Origin of the sequence: Janthinobacterium psychrotolerans (genome assembly GCF_001677885.1) — a bacterium.
Taxonomy (GTDB): Bacteria; Pseudomonadota; Gammaproteobacteria; order Burkholderiales; family Burkholderiaceae_D; genus Janthinobacterium; species Janthinobacterium psychrotolerans.
Genome location: NZ_LOCQ01000050.1, coordinates 64236 through 80753, shown reverse-complemented (window position 1 = coordinate 80753; position 16518 = coordinate 64236). Strand labels below are relative to the sequence as shown.

The following is a 16518-nucleotide window of genomic DNA, read 5'->3' as shown; positions in this document are numbered from 1 at the left end:
TAATGAAGCCAATCTGGATAGTTGACGACGACGAATCAATCCGCTGGGTGCTGGAAAAAGCCCTGGCCCGTGAAAACCTGGCCACCAAGAGCTTTGCCAATGCGCGCGACGCCATTGCCGCGCTCGAGTTCGATACGCCGCAGGTGCTGGTGTCCGACATCCGCATGCCGGGTGCCTCGGGACTCGACCTGCTGCAAATGGTCAAGACGCGCTTTCCCGGCTTGCCGGTCATTATCATTACCGCCTTTTCCGACCTCGATTCGGCCGTCGCCGCCTTCCAGGGCGGCGCCTTCGAATACCTGGCCAAGCCCTTCGACATCGACAAGGCGGTCGAACTGATACGCCGCGCGCTCGAAGAAAGCCTGCGCGAGACCAGCGTCGAGTCGGGGCCGTCGGAAACGCCGGAAATCCTCGGCCAGGCGCCGGCGATGCAGGAAGTGTTTCGTGCCATCGGCCGTTTGTCGCAATCGAACGTCACGGTGTTGATTACCGGCGAATCCGGTTCCGGCAAGGAACTGGTGGCGCGCGCGCTGCACAAGCACAGTCCGCGCGCGGCCCAGCCGTTCATTGCCCTGAACACGGCGGCGATTCCGAAGGACCTGCTTGAATCGGAACTGTTCGGCCATGAACGCGGCGCCTTTACGGGCGCGCAGACGACGCGGCGCGGCCGCTTCGAGCAGGCCGAAAACGGCACCCTGTTCCTGGACGAGATCGGCGACATGCCGTTCGACCTGCAGACGCGCCTGCTGCGGGTGCTGTCGGACGGGCATTTTTACCGCGTCGGCGGCCATCAGCCGATGAAGGCCAATGTGCGTGTGATTACCGCCACGCACCAGAACCTCGAGCAGCGCGTGCGCGACGGCCTGTTCCGCGAAGACTTGTATCACCGCCTGAACGTGATCCGCCTGCGCCTGCCCAGTTTGAGGGAGCGGCGCGAGGACATCCCCATTCTGGTGCGTCACTTCCTGGTGCAGAGCGCGCGCCAGCTCGGCGTGGAAGCGAAACGCATGAGCGAGCCGACCATGCAGTTCCTCAGCAGCCTCGACTTGCCCGGCAACGTGCGCCAGCTGGAAAACCTGTGCAACTGGATTACCGTGATGGCGCCAGGCCAGACGGTGGAAATCAAGGACTTGCCGCTGGAGCTGACGCAGGGGCAGGGCGAGTCGACCGGCATGGTCAATGCGCCGGCGCCGCCGCAGGCGCAGGGCGAGCCAGCGGCCAGCGCGCCGCACGGCGGCCAGGTGTTCGATGCCGCCGTGCCCGTCAACGGCGCGCCACCGGGCTGGATCGGGCTGCTGGAACTGCAGGCGGCCGGCATGCTGGGCGCCGGCCAGCAGGAAGTGATGGCCGTGCTGGGACGCCAGTTCGAGTCGGCCCTGATCAAGACCGCGCTCAAGCATACGCACGGCCGCAAGAATGACGCCGCCGTGCGCCTGGGCATCGGCCGCAACACCATCACCCGCAAGATCGCCGAACTGGGCATCGACGGCGCCAAGGAAGACTGATTGCGGTAGCAACTGTTCCTTCCGGGCGGGGCGTTCTGCTCCGCCCGCTTTCCTTCCCGCCTGTTTCCATACACGCCACAACATAGCGCGAACAATAGGGTAAGCTGGCGCCTGCCGGACTGTGTCGTCCGGCGTCAACTTGAACTGTGGAATTGTATGCTGATTAACTGTGTGGCCTACCAGGATGGCAAGAAACTGGCCGACTTGCCGATCGACGATATCAGCGATTACGTGGAGCGGCCCGACTGCTTCGTGTGGGTCGCCCTGCTCGACGCCACGCCGGACGAATTGAAACAGATGCAGCATGAGTTTTCCCTGCATGAACTGGCGGTGGAAGACGCGCAGCGCGGCCATCAGCGCCCGAAGATCGAAGAATATGGCGACTCGCTGTTTGCGGTCGTAAAAACCGTGGAAATGGTCGGCGACGAGCTGGTGCTGGGCGAAGTCGATGTGTTTGTCGGCGCCAATTACGTGCTGTCGTCGCGCACCAACTGCTCGCAAGGTTTCCTCGGCGTACGGGCGCGCGCCGAACGCGAACCGCACCTGCTGCGCCAGGGCTCGGCCTTCGTCCTGTATGCGCTGATGGACGCCGTCGTCGACCGCTATTTTCCCGTGCTCGACGCGCTGGAATCGGAACTGGAGGCGATCGAAGACCGCATGTTCGACTCCGGCACCGAGCGCGTCAATATCGAGCGGCTGTACCAGTTGAAGCGCAAGGTCATGGTGCTGCGCCATGTGGTGGGGCCGCTGATGGAAGCGGTCGGCAAATTGCATGGCGGCAGGGTGCCACCGCTGGCACACGACACGCAGGAATATTTCCGCGACGTCCACGACCATCTGGCGCGCATCAACGCCACGCTCGACTCGATCCGCGACACCATCAGCACGGCGATCCAGGTAAATTTGTCGATGGTGGCCATCGACGAGAGCGAAGTGAACAAGCAACTGGCGGCCTGGGCGGCCATCTTTGCCGTGTTTACCGCGTTTGCCGGCATCTGGGGCATGAACTTCAAGTTCATGCCGGAACTGGACTGGCAATATGGCTATCCGGCCGCCGTGGCCGTGATGTGCGGCGCCTGCGGCTATATGTATTACCTGTTCAAGCGCTCCGGCTGGCTATAAAAATTGGCTATGTCACCAGCAAATGTGGGAACGTCCCCAAAGTAGCCCTGAGCAAGCTTTCGGGGGACAATATTCTTTTGGCGTCCAGGATCCAGCGCCAGCCCAGGTAGTTGGGCAGGTAGCGCGTGGCGACGCCATGAAAGGCACGCAGCCAGCCGCGCAGCGGGCTGTGATAGGCGTTGCCACTGGGCGGTGTCCATGATCGGCTCCTGGAAGGAAATACCTGATCAGTTAGACCTCAGCAACTGCGGCGCGTTCCCACCGTATTGGGTGACATAACCTAAAAATTTCCGTACGTCTGTATTATTCAACAATATCCAGGGGTACAATCAGCGAGGGTCCGCCTTCGCTGGCCCGCGAGGAGGACCATTGCCGGGCTGCGCAGGAGCATGCATGAGTATTCCGCTGTTTGATGTCAATTCGCAAGAACCCCTGTTCGACCAGGCGCAGCGGCGCACCCTGGCCGAAGCGGCGCTGCGCTCGATCACCGCCTCGACGGCGCATGCGCGCGGCGACGATTTTTTGCGCATCCTCGTGCGCGAGCTGGCCGAAGCGCTCGATGTGCGCTATGTGATCGCCGGGCGCCTGGTACGACAGGCGGACGGCGCCGAAGCCATCCGTACCCTGGCCCTGTGGGGCGGCGAGGGCTATCGCGACAATATCGAATACAGCCTGCAGCACACGCCTTGCCAGGACGTGACCCGCCAGGACATGTGCTTTCACGGCAGCGGCATCCAGCGCCGTTTCCCGCTCGACACCATGCTGGCCGATATGCATGCCGAAAGCTATGTCGGCATGCCGCTGGTCGATACCGAAGGGTGCACCCTGGGCATCCTGTCGGCGATCGACACGCGCCCCATCGACGAAGACAAGCGCTTGCTGGCGCTGCTGCTGCTGTCGATCTTCTCGGCGCGCGGCGCGGCCGAGCTGCAGCACCAGGAGCGTACGCGCCAGCTCGAGGAAACCGTGCGCCAGCGTGGCGAGTCGCTGCTGGCGGCCCAGGCCAGCTTGCTGGAACAGGAACAGATGGCGGCGCTCGGCTCGCTGGTGGCCGGCGTCTCGCATGAAGTGAACACCCCGATCGGCGTGGCGCTGACGGCGGCGTCCAGCATGGGCAGTTATGCCGATCAATTGGTGTGCATGTTGTCGGCGCCGAAAGTCAGCCGTACCGAACTGATCGAAATTGCCCAGGCGCTGACGGGCGCGGCCGCGCTGGTCGAGCGCAACCTGACGCGGGCGGCCGAACTGATCGGCAATTTCAAGCAGCTGGCGGTGGACCAGGCCAGCGAATACGTGGCCGACCTGGTGCTGTACGACTACGTGCACGGGCTGGTGTCGGCGCACAGCCCCGAACTGCGCAAGTGCGCCTTGCAGGTGAGCATCGAGATCGATCCGACCTGCCGGGTGCGGCTGGCGTCGGGCAAGCTGTCGCAGATCCTGTCGAACCTGCTGATGAACAGCGCCCGCCACGGCTACCCGGACGGCGGTCCGGGAAAAATCACCATCCGTGCCAGCCTGGAGGCGCCGGCGGATGGCAAAACCTGGCTGCTGCTGGAATTTTGCGACGACGGCATTGGCCTGGCGCCCGTCGTGCGCGAACACATGTTCGAACCGTTTTTTACCACCAAACGCGGCAAGGGCGGCTCCGGCCTGGGCATGCACATCGTGCACACCATCGTGCAGCAGCTGGGCGGCCAGGTGCGCGCCGTCGACGGCGCGGCCGGCTGCCACATTCATGTCAGGCTGCCGCTGGCAGCCTGACGGCTTGCCTTACCTGGCGGCTGCGATCGCCAGCGCCACCGCTTCGGCCACCTTGATGCCGTCGACAGCCGCCGACAGGATGCCACCCGCATAGCCGGCGCCTTCGCCGGCCGGGAACAGGCCGCGCGTGTTCAGGCTTTGCAGGTCGTCGTCGCGGCGCTTGATGCGGATCGGCGACGAAGTGCGCGTCTCCACGCCCGTCAGCACGGCGTCGGCCTTGTAATAGCCCTTGATCTGCTTGTTAAATGCCGGAAATGCTTCGCGCAGCGCCGTGATCGCGTACTCGGGCAGGGCCGACGCCAGGTCGGTCAGGTGCACGGCCGGCTTGTACGACGGCACCACGCTGCCAAATTCCGTCGAGGCGCGTCCGGCGACAAAATCGCCGACCAGCTGGCCCGGCGCGTCGTAGTTGCCGCCACCCAAGGCGAACGCGCGCTCTTCGAGTTCGCGCTGCAGCGCGATGCCGGCCAGCGGATCGCCGGGGTAGTCGGCCGGGGTGATGCCCACCACGATGGCGCTGTTGGCGTTGCGCTCGTTGCGCGAATACTGGCTCATGCCATTCGTCACCAGGCGGCCCGGCTCGGACGCGGCCGCCACCACCGTGCCGCCAGGGCACATGCAGAAGCTGTACACGGAGCGGCCATTGCTGGCGTGATGCACCAGCTTGTAGTCGGCGGCGCCGAGAATGGGGTGGCCGGCGCTGGGGCCGAAGCGGCAGCTGTCGATCAACGACTGCGGGTGTTCCACGCGAAAGCCGATCGAGAACGGTTTTGCCTCGATATACACGCCGCGCCGGTGCAGCATCTCGAAGGTGTCGCGTGCGCTGTGGCCGATCGCCAGCACCACGTGGTTGCTGGCGATGGTCTCGCCGCTGGCCAGCACCACGCCGCGTACCTGGCCGCCGTCCGCACCGGGCACGATATCGATATCGACCACCTTGCTCTCGAAACGGTATTCGCCTCCGAGCTGCTCGATATTGGCGCGCATTTCTTCCACCATTTTCACCAGGCGGAAGGTGCCGATATGCGGTTTGCTGACATACATGATTTCCTCGGGTGCACCGGCCTTGACGAATTCGGTCAGCACCTTGCGGCCGTAGTGTTTCGGATCCTTGATCTGGCTGTACAGCTTGCCGTCGGAAAAGGTACCGGCGCCGCCTTCGCCGAACTGCACGTTCGATTCCGGATTGAGTTCGCGCTTGCGCCAGAAGCCGAAGGTGTCGACGGTGCGCTCGCGCACCTGCTTGCCGCGCTCGAGGATGATGGGGCGCAGGCCCATTTGCGCCAGGATCAGTGCCACGAACAGTCCGCACGGGCCGGTGCCGATGACGATCGGGCGCGTTTCATGGCTATGGCCGGCCAATTGTTCGCCACCGGCGACGAACTTGTATTCAGTATCGGGCGCGGGCATCAGGTGGATGTCGTGCGGCAGGCGTGCCAGGACAAACGCTTCATTGCGTACCTCGACGTGCAGCGAATAGATCAGCACCACGGCGCTGCGCTTGCGCGCGTCGTAGCTGCGCTTGAAGACGGTAAAGCCGAGCAGGTCGGCGGCGGGAATGGCCAGGCGCGCCAGGATGGCGGCGGGTAGGGCCGCTTCGTCGTGTTCGAGGGGGAGTTTTACTTCGTTGAGTCGCAGCATGGTCAATATCTGGAAAATTGCTTGGCTCCGTAGTTAGCGGAGAGTTCATGAGACGCGGTGCGATCACCAGCGAATCAGGGCGCTATTTTACCTGTTTACCTGGCCAGCTTGCCTGGCGCTGTTAACGGCCCGGCCCGGCCGCTGGTACGGCATCGGCTACCCGTTGATTGCAACGCGATAGTGCATATGCGCATGCAGGGCATTATTAACAGCGGTTCGCACAACAGGGCCTTTCCGTCAAGAACAGTTTGCCCTCTGCGCCACAGCGACGGCTTGGCAGCGCTGTCAGCGGCCGGCCTTTGCCACAATGATGAGCAGCATTTTTTTCATGATGTTCTGGTATCTGTAGTTTTTTTCAACGTTTTTCTTGTCTTATCACTTGCTTTTCCGATGCAAAAAAATATATGGCACTATACGTGAAGCGTTGCAGTTGAAAATAAAGTCTTGTTCGTTGTGGCAACGTTATCCTGGCTTCAATGGTGACCTGCTTTAACTCTGCTGCATTAGTGTTTATGCGAAGTTAGCTGCGTCAGTAATTAACTATTTGGGAGGAAGCATGAAAAAGATCACTCTGGCAATGTTGTTGTTGACAAGTTTTGGCTTTGTGCAAGCAGCCGAACTTGAGGATGCGCAAAAACTTTGGGATGACAAACAATTTTACAAAGCATTTCAAATTTTTAATAAGCTGGCCCATGAAGGCAATTTCAGCGCGCAGTGGCAACTCGGTGAAATGTACGGTTTTGGCGAGGGAACGGTTGAGGATGCGGACAAGGCGGAATTTTGGCTCAAGCAGGCCGCTGCCAAGGGCAGTGCCGAGGCTGCTACTTCATTGGCAGCAGTGAAGCAACGCCAGGCACACCGTGCCGATATTGCCTATTACACCACCAGCTTTGATGGCGCGAACGCGGCCTACGCAAAATTCGGCTGCACCCGTCCTGCCATTCCTGCGCGCTCGACCACCAACGAGGAGATAGCCGCCGTGAATGCTTCCATCGGCGCGTGGACCCAATGCTACGATCGTTTCGTTAGCAATTTGCGTAATGTGGCGCCACCTGAAAAAACCATCAGTTCATCCATCCTGCCGCTCATGAATAATGAGGAATTCAAGAAATCATCGGTATTGATCAGCAAAGTGTATGAGAATATATGGAATAATGCGAAGCAGATTGAAAAGGGTGTGGCAGAAGAAAGCAATTCATGGAAGGCTGCTACCGAAAAATTCGCGTCTGATAATAATTCGGTAGCCAAAGAGATTAAAGTTAATACGGAAAATGAAATGCAGCGAGTTAGCCGGCTTCAAAGTGAACTGATAACACGCAAGCAAGTGCTTGCCGTCGGCATGAATAAATAAATCCTGTTTGCTGAGATGTTTGACAGGTAAATTCACTACTGTTTGGTGTTGTATTTTCGCAACATCTCCGCATCACTCCTCTTGTATGTTGTCGCGCCTCATGGCGCCAACGCTGGCAGCCTTTTCGTGGCTGACCAGCGGTGGCCATGATGGCGCTTTTTTTATGTCTGGCGACTGCCCTGTTGCGGTGCAAAAACTGTCCATCTTAAAGCATCTGATTCCCTGTTATATGAGAATAATGCCCTTGCTTACGCGGAAAAGTTTGTTATTGCAATGCACCATTTCGGTGCGTCATCCGGGTAATGAAAAACCCGGGTTTTTTTCACGTTGTTGTTTCTATGCACTAAATGTTCGCTCCTTATTGACACTAAGTTATACGCTATGGTTTTATGTATTGCTTGAACGAATAAGGTTTGCACGTTTTATTCGTTTGGGGAGTCCGCGCTATCAGCACGGATGGAAAAGCAACTTACTTAAAAACTAAAGCCGGAAACAAAAACGTATTGAACATGATTTAGTGCTCGCAATTTATCAAAAACTGCCCTATAAGGGCGGATAAAATAATTAGGAAACCACATGTTGAGAAAAACTGTTTTAGTACGCGCGCTGTCCCTCGCGTTCAGCACCGCCGCCCTGACCGCTGCAGTCGTGCCTGTTGCGATGGCGCAATCGAATGCCTCCGGTAACATCTACGGTAACGTCGAGGCAGCGCCGGGCAGCACGGTTGTCCTGCTCAATACCGATACCGGTGCCAAGCGTACTGTCGTGCCGGATGCCAGCGGCCGCTATTTCGCTACCGCCTTGCCACCAGGCCACTACAAAGTAGAACTGGTACGTGACGGTCAAGTCAGCAACACCGTCGAAGTTGACGTCCTGGTCGGTCAAGGTGTAGATGCCTCGTTTGCCACCGCTACCGCAGGCGTGCAAGCCGTTCAAGTAACGGGTCGCCGCAATCGCATCGACGTCTCGAGTTCGAACAATGGCGCGACCTTCACCGCCAAGGAACTGGCCCGCCTGCCGATCGCACAAAGCGTCGCGGCCATCATCCAGCTGGCACCGAACACCACCCGCGCCGACTCCCGTTATTCGGCCGGCGCCTCGTTCGGCGGCGGTGGTGCTTCCGAGAACGCGTACTACATCAACGGTTTCCCTGTCACCAATCCATTGACGCAGCTGGGCGCGTCTGAACTGCCGTTTGGCGCGATCGCCCAGGCACAGATCCTGACCGGCGGCTTCGGCGCCGAGTTTGGCCGTTCGGTCGGTGGCGTGGTCAACATCACCACCAAGAGCGGTACCAACAACTGGGAATTTGGCGCGACCGCCAGCATTGAGCCAAATTCGCTGCGTTCGGACTACAAAAACAGCATGTACGCTGTCACCGGCAAGCCTGAAAATGCGGCAACCGATGGTACCCTGTACCGCCGCAACTCCGAAAATTCGAAGACCGAGCGCATCTATGGCGCCTATGTTGGCGGTCCGATCATCCAGGACAAGCTGTTCATGTTCCTGTCGGCTGAAGCACGTGGTACCGACTGGTCACGCGTCAATGGCACGCGTACCTCGGCATCGAACAGCACCACCGGTTTTGTCACCAATAAAGACAAAATCAACCGCTACTTCGGCAAGTTTGACTGGAACATCACCGACAATCATCGTCTGGAGTTGAGCCTGATCGGTGATGAAGGCAAGACTGATCGCAATCTGTATGGCTACGATTATTCGACCAGCCAGCGCGGCGTGAAAACCGCCCAGCAGCATTACAAGAACAACGAAGACTTTTCGCCATCCGTCGGCGCCGAAACGCAGATCCTGCGCTACCTGGGCAACCTGACCGACAACCTGACCGTGACCGCACTGTATGGTGAAAGCAAAACGCCAAGCACCTCCGTATACGATCCGATCGGTACCGCACCGGCCAATCTGTACCAGGTTGTGGCTGCGTCGAACAACCGCGTTCCTGGCCTGAACTACTCCAGCCCGCAAGTACTGAGCGGCACCGTGGCGGCCCTCGACGCCAGCAACAAAGTCAGGTCGACGCGTTTCGACCTGGAATACAAGATCGGCCAGCACACACTGCGCGGCGGCTTCGACAACAACAAGCTGTCGTCGGTCAATGCCGGTGACGTGATGGGCGGCGGCGGCCAATGGTCGTACGCCAAGGCCGCTAACCCGAATACCCCGCTGAACTTCGGTGGCGGCTATCGCGTTTCGACGGCCAGTGGTGGCGGTTTCGGTACCCAGGGTTACTATGTACGTGAACAGCTGTTCGATTCGCGTACCGACGCGTTTTCGGATCAATCGGCTCAGTACATCGAAGACCGCTACCAGGCAACCAAAGACCTGCTGCTGACAGTTGGTCTGCGTAACGAGACTTTCACCAACAAAAACGGTGATGGCCAGAAATTCCTGGAAATCAAGAACCAGTTCTCGCCACGTCTGGCTGCGGCCTGGGACGTGAACGGTGACGCATCGATGAAAGTGTACGGTAGCGCCGGTCGCTACGCCGTGCAGATCCCTACCCACCTGGCCGTGCGTGGCGCCAGCCGTTCGCTGTTCACCTACCAGTACTATACGTACACCGGTACTGACCAGTTCGGTCGTCCTACGGGCCTGAACCCATTGACCGGTGCATTCTCGACCAACAATGAACTGGGTCAGGAGAAAGATTACCGTACCGTTACGGCCGTCGATCTGAAGCCGACCTACCAGGATGAGCTGACCCTGGGCTTTGAAAAAGCGTTCTCGCCTAGCCTGAACTTCGGCGCCAAAGTCACTTATCGTCAGCTGCGTCAAACGATCGATGACTATTGCGATGACCGTGCAGTACAAGGCTGGGCTGACCGCAACAACGTCGATACGTCGAACTGGGCTGGCCTCGGCTGCGTGACGTTCAATCCAGGCAAGGACAATACTTTCCGTGTTGACTTCAATGGCGACCGCAAATATACCCTGGTGCATCTGACCGCTGATGAACTGGGCTTCGACAAGGCGAAACGTACTTACACCGCCGTCGATCTGTTTGCTGAGCATCCATTCCGCAACGGCTGGTATGGCCGTGTGAACTACACTTGGTCGCGTAGCAAGGGCAACACCGAAGGTCAGACCCGTTCGGACAATGCACAGACCGACGTGGCCGCAACATCGACCTGGGATACGCCTGAGCTGATGGAAGGCGCCTACGGCTTGCTGCCGAATGATCGTGAACACCAGATCAAGGCCTTCGGTTACTACGAGCTGAGCCCAGAGTGGAGTGTTGGCGGTAATGCACTGGCCGCTTCGGGTCGTCCACGCAGCTGCTTCGGCAACAAGGACAACCTGTCAGACGATGCACCTAACTACGGCTCCGTGTATTTCTTCTGCGACGGCAAGGATGCAAAACGTGGTAGCTACGGCAACCTGCCTTGGGATATCCGCTTTGACGCCAACGTTGCTTATCGCCCAGCGATGATCAAAGGTTTGACGCTGAAGATGGACGTTTTCAACGTAATGAACAAGCAGACCGTACAAGTTGTTGATGAGCAATACAACGTTGCTGCTGGTAACAATGCTGTCAACCCGACGTACGGCCGTGGCATCAGCTACACTTCGCCACGCGCTGTGAAACTGACCGCCGAGTACAACTACAAGTTCTAATAAAGCTTGAATCTGCCTTGCACATGCATATGTGCAAGCGCAACTCAAAACCGCCAGCGCAAACTGGCGGTTTTTTTTGGCTATATCACTTTCAAGTGGGGAGACGTGCCCATGGTGGCCCTGAGCAAGCTTTCCGCTGACAAGATGCGCCTGGCGTCGAGTATCCGGCACCAGTCGAGTCAGTTCGGCAGGTAGCCTGTCGCCACGCCGTGGAAGGCTCGCAGCCAGCCACGCAAGCGGCTGTGATAGGCGTTGACGTTCTGCACGTGGACCGTGCCGCGCACGGGATGCCGGCACGCAAGTTGACCGTTTCGTGCTGGATGCCAATTTCCCTGACGAAAATGGGATAGGCCGGATGGCCATCGCTGACCAGGAGGATGTCGCGATCGATTACCGCTGGCAGGCAAGCGTGCAGGTTCGCTCGCGCCGTCGGCTCGATTAGCGTGATGGCGTCATGTTGCGATGCACCACCCAGCAGACCTGTGCTGGACATGACGCTGGCGCTGCGACAGTTGCGCGAACTGCGCGATGAAGCATTGCCACTGGGCTGGATGCATGATGAGCTCCGGGAACGATAGGTCTGTTCAGTCAGGCCTCGGCAATTTTCAGGATGTTCCCACCGCTTGTGTTGACAGAGCTTTTTTGATGGCCGGCGTCACAAATCGCCTACATGCCGCCCCACAGCGCGCTCAAGGTCGCCAGCGCCGCCAGTCCCGCCGTCTCGGTGCGCAAGATGCGCGGTCCCATCGCCAGGCCGATGGCGCCGGCGGCGACGGCCGCTGTTTCTTCCGCCTCGGTAAACCCGCCTTCCGGCCCGACCATCAGGGTCAGTGCCTGCGGCCGCTGGTGGCGCGCCCAGTTGGCCAGTGACTGCCCGGCGCGCGGCGTCAGGATGATGCGCTGGTGCGGGTCCTGCTGGCGGCTCCATGCATGGAATTCCTGTAGCGGCGCCAGCTGCGCCAGGCGGTTGCGCCCGCTTTGCTCGGAGGCCGAGACGATGATGCCCTGCCAGTGGGCCAGTTTCTTTTCGGCCCGCTCGTTTGACAAGCGCACCACGCAGCGCTGGGCCGCCAGCGGCACGATGCCGGCCGCGCCCAGTTCGATCGCCTTTTCGATGATCCAGTCCATCTTGGACGCTTCCGGCAGGGCTTGCGCCAGGGTCACGGCATACGGCAGCTCCACCTCGCACGCAATATGCGTCTGTACGGCAGCGGTCACGCTGCGCTTGGCGACCGACACGATGCTGGCCTGCACTTCGCCGCCCTCGCCATTGAACAGGGTGATCAGTTCGCCGGGCGCCAGGCGCACCACGGCGATATGGTGGGCGACGGCTTCCGGCAGGTCGATGGTGGTGCCGGGGACGAGCGGCAGGGGGCAGTAAAAACGTGGCATGCAATTCCTGAACGGGAAAAAAGATGGATAAACAGGCACTAAAGTATAGCGAGTTGGCGTGGCAGTACGCTGCAATTCTAATTTGCGGCCCCCCAGTCTGGTAAAATAGTTGACTACAAAAGCGGCCTGCTGCTTGTGCGCGCTGCTGCAAACGAATCTCAAACTCGCGACTGACCCACACCACCATGACAACTACGCTCCCGACTACCAAAATGGCCAATGCGATCCGCGCACTGGCAATGGACGCTGTACAAAAGGCCAACTCCGGCCATCCTGGCATGCCGATGGGCATGGCCGAGATCGCAGTTGCCCTGTGGAGTGGGCACTACCGCCACAATCCGAGCAATCCGAAATGGCCGAACCGCGACCGCTTCCTGCTGTCGAACGGCCACGGCTCGATGCTGCATTATTCCCTGCTGCACCTGACCGGCTACGACTTGTCGATGGACGACATCAAGGCCTTCCGCCAGATGCATTCGAAAACCCCGGGCCACCCGGAAGTCGATATCACGCCCGGCATTGAAACGACCACCGGCCCGCTGGGCCAGGGCATTGCCAACGCCGTCGGCATGGCGCTGTCGGAACAGCTGCTGGCCGCCGAATTCAACAAACCCGGCCACGACATCGTCAACCACCACACCTACGCTTTTGTCGGTGATGGTTGCCTGATGGAAGGCATCTCGCACGAAGTGTGCGCGCTGGCCGGCACCCTGGGCCTGAACAAGCTGATCGCCCTGTACGACGACAACGGCATCTCGATCGACGGCAAGGTCGAAGGCTGGTTCACCGACGACACCCCGGCCCGCTTCGAAGCCTACGGCTGGAACGTGATCCGCGCCGTCGACGGCCATGACGTCGCCGCTGTCGACGCCGCCATCACTGCCGCCAAGGCCGCATCGAAACCGACCCTGATCTGCTGCAAGACCATCATCGGCAAGGGTTCGCCGAACCTGCAAGGTGGCGACAAGGTCCATGGCGCCGCTCTGGGCGACAAGGAAATCGCCGCCGTGCGCGAATACATCGGCTGGGATGCGGCCCCGTTCGAGATTCCTGCCGAGCTGTACACGGCCTGGGACGCGAAAGAACAAGGCGCCGTGCTGGAAAACGACTGGAATGAGCGTTTCGCTGCCTACAGCCGCGAATTCCCGCAGCAAGCATCCGAGTTGAGCCGCCGCATGAAGGGCGACCTGCCAGAGGCGTTTGAAACCGCGCTGGCCGCAGCGATCGCTTCCTGCGTCGAGAAAAAGGAAAACATCGCCACCCGCAAGGCCAGCCAGAACGCGATCCAGGCGCTGGCGTCGTCGCTGCCGGAATTTTTGGGCGGCTCGGCTGATCTCACCAGCTCGAACCTGACCAACTGGAAAGAATCGATCCCCGTGCGTTCGGGCAAACCGGGCAACCACGTCAACTATGGCGTGCGCGAATTCGGCATGAGCGCCATCATGAACGGCATCACCCTGCACGGCGGCTATATTCCGTTCGGCGCCACCTTCCTGACGTTCTCGGACTACAGCCGCAACGCGCTGCGCATGGCTGCGCTGATGAAGCTGCGCTCGATCTTCGTGTTTACCCACGACTCGATCGGCCTGGGCGAAGACGGTCCGACCCACCAGTCGGTCGAGCACGTCTCGTCGATGCGTTTGATCCCGAACCTGGACAACTGGCGTCCGTGCGACACGGTCGAATCGGCCGTGGCCTGGGGCGCGGCAGTGCGCCGCAAGGATGGTCCGTCGACCCTGATCTTCTCGCGCCAGAACCTGCCGTACCAGGAACGGTCCAATGAAACGATCGCCAACATCTTCCGCGGCGGTTATGTGCTCAACGACGTGGCTGACGCCAAGGCGATCCTGATCGCCACCGGTTCCGAAGTGGAACTGGCGGTTGCCGCCGCCAGCGCGCTGGCCTCCGAAGGCATCAACGTGCGCGTGGTGTCGATGCCGTCGACCGACGTGTATGACCGCCAGGACGCAGCTTACAAAGCCAGCGTATTGACCAAAGGCGTGCCGCGCGTGGCCATCGAAGCGGGCGTGACCAGCTTCTGGTACAAATACGTCGGCCTGGAAGGCGACGTGGTGGGTATCGATACCTTCGGCGAGTCGGCCCCGGCCGGCGTGCTGTTCAAGCATTTCGGTTTCACCGTCGAGAACGTCGTGGCGAAAGTCAAGGCTGTTATCGCCGGGTAAGACGATTTTGCGGCATCCGGTGCTGCGTGCCGGATGCTGTGCTATGTACCTTTTTTTTAATCAGGAGCAGAGTATGACGATCAAAGTTGCAATCAATGGCTACGGCCGCATCGGCCGTAATGTGTTGCGCGCTTTCTACGAAGGCGGCAAGAAACAGGACATCCAGATCGTTGCCATCAACGACCTGGGCGATGCCAAATCGAATGCCCACCTGACCCGCTACGACACCGCGCACGGCAAGTTCCCGGGCACCGTGACCGTGGAAGGCGACAACATGATCGTCAACGGCGATCCGATCCGCGTGTTTGCGCAGCGCAATCCTGCTGAAATTCCATGGGGCGAACTGGGCGTGGACGTGGTGCTCGAGTGCACCGGCTTCTTCACCACCAAGGAAAAAGCGTCGGCTCACCTGAAGGGCGGCGCCAAGAAAGTCATCATCTCGGCGCCAGGCGGCAAGGACGTCGACGCCACCATCGTGTTCGGCGTGAACCAGGACGTGCTCAAGTCGACTGACACCGTCATCTCGAACGCCTCGTGCACCACCAACTGCCTGGCCCCGCTGGTCAAGCCGCTGAACGACGCCATCGGCCTGGAAACCGGCCTGATGACCACCGTGCACGCTTACACCAACGACCAGGTATTGAGCGACGTGATGCATGAAGACCTGCGCCGCGCCCGTTCGGCCACCATGAGCATGATCCCGACCAAGACCGGCGCCGCCGCCGCGGTCGGCCTGGTGCTGCCCGAGCTGAACGGCAAGCTGGACGGTTTCGCGATCCGCGTGCCGACCATCAACGTGTCGCTGGTCGACCTGTCGTTCATCGCCAAGCGCGACACCACCGTCGAAGAAGTCAACGCCCTGATGAAGGCCGCTTCCGAAGGCGCGCTGGCCGGCATCCTGACCTACCAGACCGAACCGCTGGTATCGATCGACTTCAACCACAACCCGGCCTCGTCGAACTTCGACTCGACCCTGACCAAAGTGTCGGGCCGCCTGGTGAAAGTCTCGTCGTGGTACGACAATGAGTGGGGTTTCTCGAACCGCATGCTCGACACCACCGTGGCGCTGATGGCCGCCAAGTAAATTTCGGCTGAATCATCAAAAACGCCTGGGTCTCGCGACTCAGGCGTTTTTTTTCGTCGCTAGCCGGCGCCGGTAAAAACGCCATAGCAGGCGCACATCATGCAGCACCGGCATGCCGGCCAAGAGGGTCAGCACGCAGGCCAGGATGATGGTGGCGGCGGGAAAGCCGATATGCTTGAAGGCCAGCGCGCCGGTCACGCCGCCGGTAAAAAAGCAGCTGATCAGCAGGCTGTGGGTGACGAGTTTGGCGCGGTTGACGCGCACCGAGCGCGCCCCGAGCGGGCGGCGGTTGTAGTACAGCATCTTGCCCACCTCAATGCCCATGTCGGTCGACAAGCCTGTCACGTGGGTGGTGCGGATGGCCGCACCCGAGATCTTGGTGATGATGGCGTTTTGCAGTCCCATCACAAAGCACAGCAGCAAGATGGTGACCGGGCCCAGCACGTTTGGCATGGCCGCCAGGTAGTTGCCCGTCAAGCCGAACAGCAGCAACAGCAGCGCTTCGAGCAGCAAGCTCATGGCGAACTGGCTGTGCAGGCGCCGGCGGCGGCCCCAGTTGACCATGATGGCGGTCACGGCCGCGCCGCTGACAAACGCCAGCCAGGCGCCCCAGGCCGCCAGCGCCAGCGTGATGTTGCCCAGCGCCAGGTCGTCGGCCATGCCCGAGACGATGCCCGTCATGTGTGAGGTATAGCCGCCGATGGCCAGGAAACCGCCGGCATTGACGGCGCCTGCCACCAGCGCCAGCACGCAGCCGAGCTGCAAATTGGCCTTGGTGTCGCGCCGCGCGCCGCTCAGCCGTGTCAGGTAGTCGATGGCCATGCGCGGCGGCGGGGGCGGCTTATT

General features: G+C 60.3%; 10 protein-coding genes and 2 pseudogenes. 7 read left to right on the top strand and 5 right to left on the bottom strand.

Annotated features, from left to right (window positions below; all coding sequences use genetic code 11):
- The first annotated feature begins 2 nt into the window (after window positions 1–2).
- Together ntrC and corA are read left to right on the top strand one after the other, a co-directional pair.
- The gene (gene ntrC / locus ASR47_RS08550; protein ID WP_065307348.1) at window positions 3–1505 is read left to right on the top strand and encodes a nitrogen regulation protein NR(I); all 1503 of its coding nucleotides are present in this window, start codon (window positions 3–5) and stop codon (window positions 1503–1505) included.
- Window positions 1506–1661: 156 nt separating this feature from the next.
- Window positions 1662–2627: a magnesium/cobalt transporter CorA gene (gene corA / locus ASR47_RS08545; protein WP_065307347.1), complete on the top strand. Its 966-nt coding sequence runs from the start codon at window positions 1662–1664 to the stop codon at window positions 2625–2627.
- A 7-nt stretch (window positions 2628–2634) separates the two neighbouring features.
- Here corA and ASR47_RS26965 read toward each other — a convergent pair.
- Window positions 2635–2808, bottom strand: a pseudogene (locus ASR47_RS26965) (IS1595-like element ISJsp4 family transposase); the annotation flags it as partial.
- A gap of 212 nt (window positions 2809–3020) precedes the next feature.
- Here ASR47_RS26965 and ASR47_RS08540 point away from each other — a divergent pair.
- Entirely contained in the window at window positions 3021–4388 is a 1368-nt protein-coding gene (locus ASR47_RS08540; RefSeq protein ID WP_065307346.1) for a GAF domain-containing sensor histidine kinase, read from the top strand.
- Between the two features lie 9 nt (window positions 4389–4397).
- Here ASR47_RS08540 and ASR47_RS08535 read toward each other — a convergent pair whose 3' ends face one another.
- Window positions 4398–6029 carry an NAD(P)/FAD-dependent oxidoreductase gene (locus tag ASR47_RS08535; RefSeq protein WP_065307345.1) on the bottom strand — a complete coding sequence of 544 codons (1632 nt, stop codon included), beginning with the start codon at window positions 6027–6029 and terminating at the stop codon, window positions 4398–4400.
- A gap of 556 nt (window positions 6030–6585) precedes the next feature.
- On the opposite strand from ASR47_RS08535, the gene ASR47_RS08530 reads away from it, so the two are divergent.
- Together ASR47_RS08530 and ASR47_RS08525 are read left to right on the top strand one after the other, a co-directional pair.
- A complete protein-coding gene (locus tag ASR47_RS08530) occupies window positions 6586–7380 on the top strand; it encodes a sel1 repeat family protein (protein ID WP_150127725.1) in 795 nt (264 codons plus the stop codon).
- A 576-nt stretch (window positions 7381–7956) separates the two neighbouring features.
- Entirely contained in the window at window positions 7957–11013 is a 3057-nt protein-coding gene (locus tag ASR47_RS08525) for a TonB-dependent receptor (RefSeq protein ID WP_065307343.1), read from the top strand.
- 80 nt (window positions 11014–11093) lie between these two features.
- Here the strand turns inward: ASR47_RS08525 and ASR47_RS26960 are convergent.
- Together ASR47_RS26960 and ASR47_RS08520 are read right to left on the bottom strand one after the other, a co-directional pair.
- Window positions 11094–11434 (bottom strand): annotated as a pseudogene (locus tag ASR47_RS26960) (transposase); the annotation flags it as partial.
- Window positions 11435–11679: 245 nt separating this feature from the next.
- Window positions 11680–12405, bottom strand: coding sequence for a 16S rRNA (uracil(1498)-N(3))-methyltransferase (locus ASR47_RS08520; RefSeq protein WP_065307342.1), 726 nt, complete (start codon window positions 12403–12405; stop codon window positions 11680–11682).
- Between the two features lie 185 nt (window positions 12406–12590).
- Between ASR47_RS08520 and tkt the strand changes: the two genes are divergently transcribed.
- Window positions 12591–14588, top strand: coding sequence for a transketolase (gene tkt / locus ASR47_RS08515; protein ID WP_065307341.1), 1998 nt, complete (start codon window positions 12591–12593; stop codon window positions 14586–14588).
- A 73-nt stretch (window positions 14589–14661) separates the two neighbouring features.
- Window positions 14662–15672 carry a type I glyceraldehyde-3-phosphate dehydrogenase gene (gene gap, locus ASR47_RS08510; protein WP_065307340.1) on the top strand — a complete coding sequence of 337 codons (1011 nt, stop codon included), beginning with the start codon at window positions 14662–14664 and terminating at the stop codon, window positions 15670–15672.
- 39 nt (window positions 15673–15711) lie between these two features.
- On the opposite strand, the gene ASR47_RS08505 is transcribed toward gap, so the two are convergent.
- Window positions 15712–16494 carry a YoaK family protein gene (locus tag ASR47_RS08505; RefSeq protein ID WP_065307339.1) on the bottom strand — a complete coding sequence of 261 codons (783 nt, stop codon included), beginning with the start codon at window positions 16492–16494 and terminating at the stop codon, window positions 15712–15714.
- Window positions 16495–16518: the final 24 nt, after the last annotated feature.